We start from the raw sequence: 12,572 nt of genomic DNA, 5'->3' as shown, positions 1-12,572 counted from the left end.
CGCCCCCCGACCCTTGTCCCCGACCCCCGGAGGTGGTGCGCATGACCGCGACCCCGACCCCGACCCCGACCCATGCGCCGGCCGGCTCCCGTGCGGCGCTGCCCGCGCAGGCCCGACCGTCCTCCGTCCGGCCCGCGGCGGCCCGGCCGGCTTCCTCCACGGCCGCGCCCACCGCTCAGGACAGTCCCCGCAGAGGCCCGCGCGGCCCGCTCGCGAGCCGCGCTTTCCTCGTCCCGATGGGCGTCGCCCTGGTGCTCCTGGTCCCGCTCGCCGTGGCCTTCCCGGGTTCCGGCAGCTGGCCCCCGGCCCTCGCCGCCGACCTCTCGGGCCCGCTCGGACGCGCCGGTGACTGGATCATCGACCACCGCGACAGCCACCCGCTGTTCCTCTACTTCTTCGGCCACGTCAGCAACGCGGTCGTGGTGTGCGTCCGCGCCGTGTACGTCCTCCTGCTGGCCGCCGGATGGACCGGGGTCACCGCCCTGGCCGCCCTGGTCGCCTGGCGCCTCGCGGGCGTCCGCCTCGCGCTGACCTGCGCCGCCGCCTTCGCCGCCTGCGGACTGCTCGGCATGTGGGTGCCGACCATGCAGACCCTCGCCCTGATGGTCGTCGCCGTCGCCGCCTCCGTCGCCATCGGCGCCGTCCTGGGCCTCGCCGCGGGGCTCTCCCGGCGCGCCGACCGGTTGCTGCGCCCCGTGCTCGACACCATGCAGATCCTGCCGGCCTTCGCGTACCTGCTGCCGATGGTGCTGGTCTTCGGCATCGGCGTGCCCGCCGCCGTCCTCGCCACCGTCGTCTACGCCGCCCCGCCGATGGCCCGCCTCACCGCCCTCGGCCTGCGCGAGGCCGACGCGGGCGTCATGGAAGCGACCGCCTCGCTCGGCGCCACCGGCCGCCAGCGGCTGCTGACCGCCCGCCTCCCGCTCGCCCGTCGACAGCTCCTGCTCGGCGTCAACCAGGCCATCATGACGGGCCTGTCCATGGCCGTCATCGCCTCGGTGATCGGCGCGGGCGGCCTCGGCGACCGCGTCTACCAGGCCCTCGCCTCCGTCGACGTCGGCGCCGCCCTCACCGCCGGCATTCCGATCGTCCTGCTCGCCGTGGTCCTGGACCGCACCGCCGATGCCGCGGGCCGCCGACTCGGCGCCCACACCGTACCGGCCGGCGAACAGCCGCTGTTGCGACGGGTGTTCGCCGGCGGGTACGGCCGCCTGCTCACCCTCCTCGCGGCGGTCGCCGCCGCCGTCGCCGGCCGGATGGCCGGCACCACCGTATGGCCCGACTCCTGGACCGTCTCCCTGGCCGATCCGGTGAACTCGGCCGTCGCCTGGATGACCGACCACCTCTACTCCGGCGTACCCGTCGTCGGCGGCACCGCCGACTGGGCCGCCCGGTTCACCGGCTGGATACTCGACCCGCTGCGCAGCGGGCTCCAGGCCGCCCCCTGGTGGCTGCTCCTGCTCCTGGCCGGTGCGCTCGCCCTGCGCGTGGGCACCTGGCGCACCGCACTGACCGCGGTCCTCGCCCTTGCCACCGTCGGCGTGCTCGGTGTGTGGGAAGCCTCCCTGGACACGCTGTCCCAGGTCCTGGCCGCCGTGGCCGTCACGCTCGTCCTCGGCTTCGCGATCGCTGTGGGAGCCGCCCGCAGCGCCAGGGCGGACCGGCTGCTGCGGCCCGTCCTCGACGCGTGCCAGACCCTGCCGCAGTTCGTGTACCTCATCCCCGTGGTCGCGCTCTTCGGCGTCGGCCGCGCCCCGGCCGCCGCCGCCGCGATCGTGTACGCGCTGCCCGCAGTCGTCCGGATCACCGTGCAGGGCCTGCGCGAGGTGGACCCGGCCGCCGTGGAATCCGCCCGCTCGCTCGGCGCGACCCGCTCCCAGCTGCTGCGCCAGGTCCAGCTGCCGCTCGCCCGCCCCGCACTGCTGCTCGCCGTCAATCAGGCCGTGGTACTGGTCCTCGCCGTCGTCATCATCGGCGGCCTCGTCGGCGGCGGCGCCCTCGGCTACGACGTCGTCCTCGGCCTCGCCCAGGGCGACCTCGCCACCGGCCTGGTGGCCGGCGCCGCGATCGTCTGCCTCGGCCTGTTCCTCGACCGTGTCACCCAGCCCGCGAAGGAGGCCTGACATGCGCGACACCCACCCCCTGCGCCCCCTGCGCCATCTGCGCCGCCGGAACGGCGTGGCCGTCCTCGCCGCTGCGACCGGACTCGCCGTCCTCACCGGCTGCGGGGCCGCCGACATGACCCGCCAGTCCTCCCCGTACGCCGCCGCGCAGGGCGCCAAGACGGTCACCCTCTCCGTTCAGTCGTGGGTCGGCGCCCAGGCGAACACCGCCGTCGCCGCCTACCTCCTCGAACACGAGCTGGGCTACCGCGTGGACACCGTCCAGGTCGACGAGGTGCCCGCCTGGGACGCCCTCAGCCAGGGGCGCGTCGACGCGATCCTGGAGGACTGGGGCCACCCCGAGCAGGAAAAGCGGTACGTGGAGGGGAAGAAGACCGTCACCCGCGGCGGCGACCTGGGAGTGACGGGCCACATCGGCTGGTTCGTCCCCACGTACTTCGCAGAGGCGCATCCCGACGTCACCGACTGGAAGAACCTCGACACGTACGCGGACCAGCTACGCACCCCAGAGAGCCGCGGCAGGGGGCAACTGATGGACGGCTCGCCGTCCTACGTCACGAACGACAAGGCGTTGGTGAAGAATCTGGGCCTGAACTACGAGGTGGTCTTCGCCGGATCCGAGGCTGCCCAGATCACGCAGATCAAGCAGTTCGCCAAGGAGCGCAAGCCCTTCCTCACTTACTGGTACGAGCCGCAGTGGCTCTTCGATCGGGTCCCGATGACCGAGGTGAAGCTGCCCGAGTACACCGAGGGCTGCGCGGACGACCCGGAGAAGGTGGCCTGCGCCTACCCGCACACGCCGCTGCAGAAGTACCTCAACACGCGGTTCGCCCGGTCGGGCGGTGAAGCGGCCGACTTCCTGAAGAAGTTCCGCTGGACGAAGGCCCAGCAGAACGAGGTGTCGCTGATGATCGCCGAGGAGAAGCTGTCACCGCAGCAGGCGGCGAAGAAGTGGGTCGAACGCAACGCATCCGTCTGGAAGCCCTGGCTGGCCTGACGGCCCTGTCGGCCCCAACGGCTCCGTCGGCCCCGTGTCCTCCCGCCCCGCCCCCCGCCGGGCATAGGACGAGGACGCGGGGCCCGTGCTCGCGTTGACGACAGGCCGTCCTCCGACACCGAAGGCGTGCCGTGGCGGAGGCCGGAGCCCGACGGAACGAGCCGGCGCCGGTCCGGGTCGCCCGCTCCACCGGGGGCGACGAGCCGTCCGTGACGTCCGGCGCTGCGCCAACCCGGCAACGTCTCGCGGACCTGCCCCGCGGACACCCGGGGAAGGACCGGGCGCGACGTACGGTCGAGCGACCGGCCGGGCTCGGCCGGCCCGCCCCGACGACGTGACCGGAACAGGAGCAGCCGTTGCTTCTCTACGCCCAGATCCCCGCGCGGCGGAACCGCCAGATCCTTGCGGACCTGATCGCGCTGCTCCTGATCGCCGCCGCGGTGAGATTCGCCCTCGCCGTGCACGGCGCGATCATGCAGCTGGCCGAGCCGGGACGGAAGGTGGAGAGCTCCGGCGACAGCCTGGCCGCCGCCCTCGACGACGCCGGGGAGACGGCCTCGCGGGTACCGCTCGTCGGTGACCTCCTCAAGACGCCGTTCCGGGCCGCGGCCGACGCCGGCAGCGGGCTCGCCGACGCAGGACAGTCACTCCAGGACATCGTCGGCCAAGTGGCGTTCCTGGCCGCACTCGGCCTGATCGTCCTCCCCGTCGCCCTCGTGCTCCTGCTGTGGCTTCCGCTCCGACTGCGCTGGATCCGTCGCAGCGCCACCATGCGCCGCCTGCGCGACGCCCCCGGAGGCGCCGACCTGCTCGCGCTGCGGGCCCTCACCGGACCTCCGGCCGAGCTCGCGGCGGTCCCCGCCCCGCCGGGCGGCCTCGCCGATGCCTGGCGCCGCGGCGACCGGGGGGTCATTTCCGCCCTGTCCGAAATCGCCCTCAGGCGAGCGGGCCTGCGGCCGTGACGGCGGTCTGGAAGGATCAAGGGCGACGGTGCCCTTGATCGCTGTTCCCCGGCCGTCGGGGCGGTGCAGGGTCAAGGGTGGGAAGCGGTGCGAAGGTCGCATCCACCGCACCATGCGAGGGCTGAGGAGGAACCGATGAGCGTGGCCGACGGGGGGCGGCAGTGGCCGGACGAGGTCAGCGTCGAGAACGCGAGGGCGACGCTGCTGCAGCTCCTTGCGCGGGCGGGAGTCCCGTCCGATGACGCCCGGCAGCTGCTCGGGCTTCTGGAAGCGGGCGCCCTGGCTCTCGCGCACGACGAGCTGAGCGCCGCTCACCGCGCTGCTGAGGAGAAGGGCGGGGAGGGGGTCGGCGCCCGAGCCGTCCTGGCGGATCTCGGCGCCGTCGCCGAGCGGACCCTGGTACGGGCCGTCGGCGCGGCAGGACAGCAGGGACCGGCGGGGGAGCACCCCAGAGCCAGACGCATGGAGGTGGAACGGGCCCGCGTGGCGGTCACCCCTTTGTACTTGTCGTTCACCGAGGTCTCGGAGCTGGATCCCGAGGTGACGGACGAGGTCCTCGCCGCGGTCCTCGGCACGATGAGCCCCCGGCAGCGGGCCGGGTACGCCGGCCGGCTGACGGAGTTCGCGACCCGCCACAAGGACCGGCTGGAGCGGATGTTCGCCGGTTATGGACCGGGCAGCGCCATCAGCGTGCACGGCCGCTATTCGCTCCTCCACTCCGCCACGAGCATCGCCGTGCTGGAGCGGCTCGCCGCCGCACCGCGCGAACTGCGCGAGGAGTGGGACGCCGTCGAGCTGCCGCCCGCCTGGCTGGACGGGCTGACAACCGCGTGGAACGCCCCGGCCTGACCACCCCCAGGCCGCGCTCGTACGGTCACCGCCGCCCGTGCCACCGCCCGTAGCGCCGCCCGGACCACCCGGGCGAGGACGGGCCGGTGCGGCCGATCACCCGCGCGGGCACCGGACCGGCCGGGCCCGCGCGCCGCCGGGGGCACCTGCACAGGTGCGGACAGCAGTGGACAGCCGCCGCCTCCGCCAGGCATGGAAAGTGGACACCGCCCGGCCCGAGTCTGTGCGCCATGAACCTTGCACGCACGAAGCACACCCCGGACGCCCCGCCCCGCCCGGGGCCCGCACTCGCGGCGCTGGCCGCCGCACAGTTCACCGTCATGCTGGCCACCTCGATCGTCAACGTGGCCCTGCCGCAGATTCGGGCCGGGGCGGGCCTGTCGGACGGCGGCACCACCTGGGTGGTCAACGCCTACGGCCTGGCGTTCGGGGCGCTGCTCCTCGCCGGGGGCCGGGCGGCCGATCTCCTCGGTCGCCGCCGGGTGCTCCTCGCCGGCCTGGCGGTGTTCGCGGCGGCGTCGCTGGCGGCGGGACTCGCCGCCTCCCCGGGCCTGATGATCGCCGCCCGCGCCGTGCAGGGCCTCGGTGCCGCGGTCATCGCCCCGGCCGCGCTCGCCCTGGCGATGGACCTCTACCCACCCGGCCCCGCCCGGGGGAGAGCCCTCGGGGTGTGGGGAGCGGTCTCCGGGGCGGGCGGCGCGGTCGGCGTCCTGCTGGGCGGCGTACTGACCCAGGCGTGGGGCTGGCCGTGGGTCTTCCACGTCACCGTCCTCGGCGCCGGGCTGGTGCTGGCGGCCGCAGCCGTGCTCGTACCCCGGGACGCCGCCCGTGGCAGCGGCCGGTTCGACCTGCTGGGGACCGCCACTGTCACCCTCGCACTGACCTGCCTGGTCTGGGCACTGACCAGCGCACGGGCGCTGGGCTGGACGCACGCCGGAGTGCTCGCCGCCCTCTTCGCCGCCGCCGTGCTCCTCGCCGCCTTCGCCGTCGTCGAACGCCGGCAGACGGACGCCCTCATACCGCCGAGGCTCTTCGCCACCGGGCAGGTCGCCGCGGGCAACCTGCTGATGGCGCTGCTGGGGTCGGTGTGGATCGCGCTGTTCTTCTTCCTGCCGCTCTACCAGCAACAGGTCCTCGGCATGAGCCCGCTGACCACCGGGGCCGGCCAACTGCCCCTCGCCCTGGCCAACATGCTCGGCGCCGTCGCGGCACCCCGGATCTCCCGGCGTGTCGGCGCCACCGCGACCGTGGTCGCGGCCCTGCTCACCGAGGCCGCGGGCATGCTGTGGCTGTCCCGGATGACCGCCGAGGGGACCTACCTCGTCGACATCCTCGGCCCCAGCGTCCTGGTCGGCCTGGGCCTCAGCGTCGCCTTCGTCCAGCTCACCGCCCTCGCCGTGGACGGCGTCCCGCGGCAGGACACCGGCCTGGCCGGGGGACTGGTGAACACCACCCGGCAGGTCGGCGGCGCGATCGGCCTCGCCGCCCTCGCCACCCTGGCCGGATCCGTCACCGCGAGCGCGGGCGGCCACCAGCCCAGCCTCGAAGCCCTCACCGCCGGCTACCGGGCCGCCTTCGCGGTCTCCGCCGTGATCCTCGCGGCCTCGGCGCTCCTCGCGCTGCCGCTCACCCGCCGGGGACGGCGCCGCTGCCGGGCGCTCCTCCCGTGCCGCCCGCGCACAGCCACCACCCCGCCCGCACAGGGCGAGGCAGCGCAGCACGCACCCGCTCCCGCCCCCTGACCCCGGACCCGACGCCCCGCCCCCCACCGCAGCCGACCCGACCCGTTCCGCGAAACGAAAGGACACCGCATGTACACCATCGACACGACCGCCCCCGTCGTGGTCAGCCTCAGCACGCGCATCGAAGCGCCCCTCGCCACCGTCTGGTCGGTGCACACCGACGTCGACGCCTGGCCGGCCTGGAACGCCGGTGTCGACCAGGCCCGCCTCGACGGCCCGATGGCGGTCGGCACCCCCTTCACGTGGCTGACCCACGGCATGAGCATCACCTCCACCGTCCGCGAGGTCGTCCCCGGCGAACGGATCGTCTGGGACGGGACCGTCCAGGGCATCGCCGGCATCCACGTGTGGACCTTCGAAGCGGCCGGCGGAGGCGTCGTCGTGCGCACCGAGGAGTCCTGGAGCGGAGCCCCCGTCGCCACCGACCCCGACACACTCACCACGGCCCTCAGGACGTCCCTGCAGAACTGGCTCGACTGCCTCAAGGCCCACGCCGAACAGTCTGCCTGACCAGCGCCCCCGCACCCGGGCCGGGAGCGTCGGCGTCAGCCCGGCAGCCCCCCTCCGCGCCAAGGTGCGCCACCCGCTCCCGCCCCGGGCGCCCGTCCGCTCCCCTCCCCACTCCCGGAGACCTCCACCGTGACCAGTACCGCCACCCTCCCGCCGCCCGGCGGCGCCCGTCCCGACCCCGGCCCCCGTCGACCGAGCGAGGTCGACAACCGTGCGGCGTACGCCGGCTTCGGACTCGCCTACCTGCTCGGCCACGGTGCCACCGCAGCCTCTCACGGCGACAGCCCGCTGCTCGGCTTGCCCGCATGGCTCCCCACGGTGCTGCTGGGCGCAGGTCTCGTGACCGGCATCGTCCTGGCCGCCGCGGCCGCCCTGCGGGCCCAACGCGGAGCCCCCGCAGCGGAAATCCTCTCCGGCACCCTGCTCGGCACCGCCTGGATCGCGGGGTTCGCCGCCCTGGCCCTCGCCATCACCGGCCTGACCTCGGTCCTCGACGCGCCGGAGCTCCAGACCGTCCTGTGGCCCGCCGGATCCGGCATCATCGTCGGCCTGCTCTACCTCGCCGAAGGAGCCGTACGCCGCAACGTGCTGCACTACTGCCTCGGCATCTGGCTCGCCCTGACCTCCGCTGCCGTGCTCTTCCTCGAAGCCCCCCGCCTTCACTGGGCCCTCGCCACCGCGTGCGGCGGCGCCTACGCGCTGGCCACGTTCCTCGAAGCCCGCCGCCTACGATCGCCGGCCGGACCGGCGCGCGACTGACTCCGCAGACGGTACGAGGGCCCCGGGCTGCCCCAGGGCCCTCGCCCGCTTCTCCGCACCAACGGCCTCACCCCGTGAGGATCGTGGATGCTGTGCCGTGAGGGGCGAGGGCTAGGCTCGTGACCGATCACGGTTACCGACGAGGGGGTTTCGAGGTATGAAGGGGCGAGTGACGGCGGTCAGTAGCAACGGGGAGCATGCGTTCACCAAGCCGAACCGGGACAGCGTCAGGTTGCTCACCGGACTTGGTGTGGAGGGGGACGTGCACGCTGGCGTGACGGTCAAGCACCGCTCGCGCGTCGCGCAGGATCCCACCCAGCCGAACCTGCGCCAGGTCCACCTCATTCATGAAGAGCTCTTCGCCGAGGTTGGCGAAGAAGGCTTCAAGGTGGCGCCCGGCGAACTCGGCGAGAACATCACCACGGGCGGCATCGATCTGCTCGGTCTGCCGGTCGGCACATTGCTGCGCATGGGTGGCTCCGCCGTCCTGGAAGTCACCGGCCTGCGCAATCCCTGCCTGCAGATCAACATCTTCCGGGACGGTCTCTTGAAGCAGGTCGTCGGTCGCGATGAGGCGGGGAACGGCGTGCGCAAAGCCGGAATCATGAGCATCGTGCGGGAAGGCGGCGTAGTGCGCCCTGGCGACACCATCGAAGTAGAGCTTCCCAACGGTCCGCACCGACCCCTGGACCGGGTCTGACCGGTTTCCCTAGCAGGCAGTGACATGAAGACGGCCGCGAGAGTTCTTGAGGCGTGCCGCCTCGGAGCCGCGCGCCCCTAGCGTCCCGGGCCCGCCCGGCTGCGCACCCCGCACGGAGCAACACCCCGGCCGCCCGATCCACCGCGCCCGGGGCCCGCAGCACCGACCCGGGCCGGCCGGGCCCGTACGCGATCCGGCGTGCCCCGGACTGCGCCGTCCCCGGCGGCGGGATATCAAGGGGCGGTGAGGGTGACGCTCCGGCGGTCACCGCCCCACGGCTGAGGAGTAGGTCTCGTGGAGTTCGAGGTCAATGGCGCCCGGCGCACGGTCGACGTGGAAGGCGACCCGGCCGCTGTGGAGGTGGTGCGCGACCGCCTGGGACTGACCGGGACCAAACTGGTGTGCGCGGGCGGCGTCTGCGGGGCCTGCACGATCCAGGTCGACGGCGAGCCCCGGGTGTCCTGCCTGACCCCGGCGGCCCGGCTGGCCGGTCGGCGGGTCACGACGGCGGAGGGCCTGTCGGGCCACCCCGTGGCCCGCGCCTTCGCCGGTGAGGACGCCCTCCAGTGCGGTTACTGCACCCCCGGCTTCGTGGTCGAGGCGGCCGCCTTCTTCGAGCGCTGGCGCGCCGGACACGGCACCACCGAGCCGGACCGCGAACAGATCGCCGAAGCCCTCTCGGGCCACCTGTGCCGCTGCGGCGCCTACGAGGGGATCCTCCGGGCCGTGGCCGCGGCCTGCGCCGGCGCCTACGACGCGACGCCGACCGGCGGCCCGACCACGGTCGTTCCACGTGCCGAAGCACCCGAGAAGGTCGACGGATCGGCCCGCTACACCACCGACCTGCACCCCGAAGGCCTGCTGGAGGGCGTGATCATCCGCTCGCCCCACGCACACGCGCACGTACGCTCTCTCAAGGCCGGGGACCTGCCGCTGGTGCCGCTGCTGCCCCCCGACGGCATGGTGCGCTACGTCGGACAGCCCGTGGCCGCCGTCGCCGCGCCGGACCGGGCCGCCGCGCGGGCGGCCGCCGCCCGCGTCGTGGTGGACTACGAGGTGCTGCCGGCGACCCTCGACGTACGGCAGGCCCGGACCGGGGACGGGCCGACCGTCTACGCGGACAGGGCGGCGCGCAAGCGGGCCCCCGGGTCGGGCGACACCCCCCAGCTGGTGCCCGCCCGCTGGCGCGGCAACCTGCGCGGCCCGTCCGCCATGAACAAGCGCCCCGCCGCGGCTGTACGCCGTATCCAGGAAGCGCGGAGGAAAACCCCCGAAAGGGTCGTCGAAGGCGTCTTCACCGCCGCCGCGCAGACCCACACCCCCCTCGAACCGCACGCCTGTCTCGCCCACTGGGCCGGGGAAACCCTTCACATCGAGGTGTCCACCCAGTCCGTGCGACGCGTTGCCGAGCTCGCCGCCGAACGCTTCGGCGTCCCGGTGGAACGCGTCGTGGCACGTGCCGTCCACGTCGGCGGCGGCTTCGGCTGCAAGATGGGCCTGACCTCGGACGTCGTCGCAGCGGTCGAGCTCGCCCGGCTGCACGGCGCCCCCGTACGCGTCGTCCTGGACCGGGACGAGGAGCTCACCGACGGCGGATACCGGCCCGGTTCCCGCATCCGGCTGGCCATGGCCGCCGACGCCTCCGGCGACCTCGGCGCACTCGCCATCGACGCGCACAGCGACGGCGGCGTCTCGGTGGGCGGCTCCGTCGCGGCCCTCGCCCGCTTCATGTACGGCAAGGCCCCCCGCAGGCTCCGCGACTTCGACGCCGTCACCCACCGGCCGCCGGGCGCCCCCTTCCGCGGACCGGGCGGACCCACCATGTGCTGGGCCCTGGAGCAGGCCGTCGACGAGATGGCCCGCCGGCTCGGCCAGGACCCCATCGCCCTGCGCCGCCGCTGGGACGGCAACCCCAAGCGGCACGTCCTGTACGACTGGGCCGCCGCCCTTCCGGTCTGGACGGGCCGTCGCGGCGGCACCGGGCGGTTCCGCCGCGGAGTCGGCGTCGCGGCGGCCAACTGGCTGTACTTCCTCGACCCCGTCACCGAGGTCGAACTCACCGTCGAGGACGGGGTCGTCGTCGCCCGCTGCGCCGTACAGGACATGGGCACGGGCTCACGGACCGTGCTGCGCCGGGCCGTCGCGCAGGCGCTCGGACTGCCGGAGACCAGGGTGCGGGCCGAGGTCGGCCGTAGCGACACCGTCCACGGCCCCACCTCCGGCGGCAGCCGCACCACACCGTCCCTGGTGCCTGCCGCCGTGGACGCCGCCGTCCGGCTGCGCGCAGCGCTCGGTGGCGCCGACGTGGCGGCCCGGCTGGACGCGGCGCACGGCGTACGGGTGACCGGCCGACGCACCCGTGACCGCCGCGGCTACGTCACGCCCTTCTCCCTGGGCGGTATCGCCGTCGGCCGCGGTTTCACCGGATCGGTGCAGGTCGCCGAGGTCGAGGTGGACACGCGGCTCGGCCGGATCCGCCCGCTGCGGGTGTGGAGCGGCATCGCCGCGGGGCGCATCCAGGAAGACCGGCTGGCCCGGAGCCAGTGCGAGGGCGCCGTCGTCCAGGGCATCGGCTATGCCCTGTACGAGGAGCGCCGCACCGACCCGGTCACCGGCCGGGTCCTGACCGAGAACCTGGAGGACTACCGGATCCCCGGCATCGGCGACACCCCGGAGATCACCGTCCACTTCCACCAGGAGGGCTTCGACCACGTCCCCGGCGGCGGGGTCGGCCTCGGCGAGATCGCCACCTTGCCCACGGCGGCATGCCTGGCCAACGCAGTCCACGACGCGACCGGCTGGCGCCCGTACGACATGCCCATCCGCCCCGACCGGCTCCTGGAAGGACTGGGTACGTGAGCACCGAGCCCGATCCCACCGTCCTGACCGCCCTTTCGGACACCGTACGGACCCGCGGCGGGGAACTGCGGGCCGGCGGCACCGACACCGGCGCCCGGAAGCACAGCGGCGTCTCCACCGGGCCGTTCACCGACCTCGACGGCGCCACCGCCCTGCACGGCACCACGGCGCTGCCCGACGGTGGACTGCGGATCGGCGCCCTGACCACCCTCGCCGCGCTGGCCGCCGATCCACAACTGCGCGCCGGCTGGCCGGCCCTCGCGGTGTCGGCCGGCACGGCGGCCACCCCGCAGATCCGCGCCGCGGGCACATTGGGGGGCAACCTCCTGCAGCGCAACCGCTGCTGGTACTTCCGCAATCCGCACGTCAGCTGCCTCCAGAAGGGCGGCGCCGGCTGCCCGGCGCGGGACGGCGACCACCACTTCGCCGTCGTCACCGGAGCGGGCCCCTGTATCGCCCCGCACCCTTCCACCCTGGCGATGGCCCTGCTCACCTACGACGCCGAGGTCGAGATCCACGACGAAGAGCCGTGCAGCGTCGCCGACTTGTACGGCGACGGAGACCGGCTCCACCAGAGCGACCACCTGCTGCCGCCGCACCGCATCCTGACCGCGGTCCGGCTGCCCGCACCGCTGCCCGGCGAACGCGCCGCCTACCACCGGGCCACCAGCAGGGCTTACGCGGAGTGGCCCCTGGTGGAGGCCACGGCGCGGCTTACGTTCGACGGCGACACGGTGACGCACGCCGCGGTTGCGGCCGGCGGCGTGGCACGTGTCCCGCTCCGGCTGCCGGAGGTGGAGGCCGCGCTGATCGGCCGGGAAGCCACCCCGGTGACCCTCGCCGCGGCGGCCGCGACGGTGCTGACCCGCTGCCGGCCGCTGCCGCGGACCGGCTACAAGACCACGCTGTTCCGCGACACCGTGCTGGAGGCCCTGGAGCAGGCGGTCGGCGCCGCCGCGCCTGCCCGCGGGGACCACTGAGACCGCGTTTGAGATCTGCCGTGTCCCGTTACTGGGGCGTTCGTTGAGCTCGTCGTGAGTGGTGTTGGGGGTGGGTATCCGTCGGACCTGG

The 12,572-nt window shown here is 74.3% G+C and carries 10 protein-coding genes; all 10 read left to right on the top strand.

The genetic code is table 11. The features are described from left to right. Positions 1-236: 236 nt before the first annotated feature. The 10 genes from ACFW2G_RS09685 to ACFW2G_RS09640 all read left to right on the top strand — a co-directional run bounded on the left by ACFW2G_RS09685 (position 237) and on the right by ACFW2G_RS09640 (position 12,481). A complete protein-coding gene (locus ACFW2G_RS09685) occupies positions 237-2,123 on the top strand; it encodes an ABC transporter permease (RefSeq protein ID WP_384680898.1) in 1,887 nt (628 codons plus the stop codon). A 1-nt stretch (position 2,124) separates the two neighbouring features. Then, complete coding sequence (locus ACFW2G_RS09680) at positions 2,125-3,120, top strand: ABC transporter substrate-binding protein (RefSeq protein WP_384446457.1); 996 nt, start codon at positions 2,125-2,127, stop codon at positions 3,118-3,120. Positions 3,121-3,476: 356 nt separating this feature from the next. After that, positions 3,477-4,082, top strand: coding sequence for a hypothetical protein (locus ACFW2G_RS09675; protein WP_384446455.1), 606 nt, complete (start codon positions 3,477-3,479; stop codon positions 4,080-4,082). A 135-nt stretch (positions 4,083-4,217) separates the two neighbouring features. After that, on the top strand, positions 4,218-4,931 hold the full coding sequence (locus ACFW2G_RS09670; RefSeq protein ID WP_037917566.1) for a hypothetical protein: 714 nt from the start codon (positions 4,218-4,220) through the stop codon (positions 4,929-4,931). A gap of 230 nt (positions 4,932-5,161) precedes the next feature. Then, positions 5,162-6,673: an MFS transporter gene (locus tag ACFW2G_RS09665; RefSeq protein ID WP_384582248.1), complete on the top strand. Its 1,512-nt coding sequence runs from the start codon at positions 5,162-5,164 to the stop codon at positions 6,671-6,673. A 69-nt stretch (positions 6,674-6,742) separates the two neighbouring features. Beyond that, positions 6,743-7,183 carry an SRPBCC family protein gene (locus ACFW2G_RS09660; RefSeq protein ID WP_384446451.1) on the top strand — a complete coding sequence of 147 codons (441 nt, stop codon included), beginning with the start codon at positions 6,743-6,745 and terminating at the stop codon, positions 7,181-7,183. A 129-nt stretch (positions 7,184-7,312) separates the two neighbouring features. After that, complete coding sequence (locus tag ACFW2G_RS09655) at positions 7,313-7,942, top strand: ABC transporter permease (RefSeq protein ID WP_384582250.1); 630 nt, start codon at positions 7,313-7,315, stop codon at positions 7,940-7,942. Positions 7,943-8,099: 157 nt separating this feature from the next. Continuing rightward, on the top strand, positions 8,100-8,642 hold the full coding sequence (locus ACFW2G_RS09650) for an MOSC domain-containing protein (RefSeq protein ID WP_384446447.1): 543 nt from the start codon (positions 8,100-8,102) through the stop codon (positions 8,640-8,642). 294 nt (positions 8,643-8,936) lie between these two features. Continuing rightward, positions 8,937-11,501 carry a molybdopterin-dependent oxidoreductase gene (locus ACFW2G_RS09645; RefSeq protein WP_384582252.1) on the top strand — a complete coding sequence of 855 codons (2,565 nt, stop codon included), beginning with the start codon at positions 8,937-8,939 and terminating at the stop codon, positions 11,499-11,501. Beyond that, positions 11,498-12,481 carry an FAD binding domain-containing protein gene (locus tag ACFW2G_RS09640; RefSeq protein ID WP_384582254.1) on the top strand — a complete coding sequence of 328 codons (984 nt, stop codon included), beginning with the start codon at positions 11,498-11,500 and terminating at the stop codon, positions 12,479-12,481. Before ACFW2G_RS09645 ends, ACFW2G_RS09640 begins: the two co-directional genes overlap by 4 nt. The last annotated feature ends 91 nt before the right edge of the window (positions 12,482-12,572 follow it).

Origin of the sequence: Streptomyces sp. NPDC058880 (assembly GCF_042742535.1) — a bacterium.
In the GTDB taxonomy this organism is placed as follows: domain Bacteria; phylum Actinomycetota; class Actinomycetes; order Streptomycetales; family Streptomycetaceae; genus Streptomyces.
The sequence above is the reverse complement of the archived record's forward strand: the minus strand, read 5'-3'. Positions and strand labels throughout refer to the sequence as shown.

Bases quoted from the DNA above. Each gene is read 5' to 3' on its own strand.
- ACFW2G_RS09670 (WP_037917566.1), top strand. From the start codon at position 4,218: ATGAGCGTGGCCGACGGGGGGCGGCAGTGGCCGGACGAGGTCAGCGTC.
- ACFW2G_RS09665 (WP_384582248.1), top strand. From the start codon at position 5,162: ATGAACCTTGCACGCACGAAGCACACCCCGGACGCCCCGCCCCGCCCG.
- ACFW2G_RS09660 (WP_384446451.1), top strand. From the start codon at position 6,743: ATGTACACCATCGACACGACCGCCCCCGTCGTGGTCAGCCTCAGCACG.
- ACFW2G_RS09680 (WP_384446457.1), top strand. From the start codon at position 2,125: ATGCGCGACACCCACCCCCTGCGCCCCCTGCGCCATCTGCGCCGCCGG.
- ACFW2G_RS09650 (WP_384446447.1), top strand. From the start codon at position 8,100: ATGAAGGGGCGAGTGACGGCGGTCAGTAGCAACGGGGAGCATGCGTTC.
- ACFW2G_RS09685 (WP_384680898.1), top strand. From the start codon at position 237: ATGGGCGTCGCCCTGGTGCTCCTGGTCCCGCTCGCCGTGGCCTTCCCG.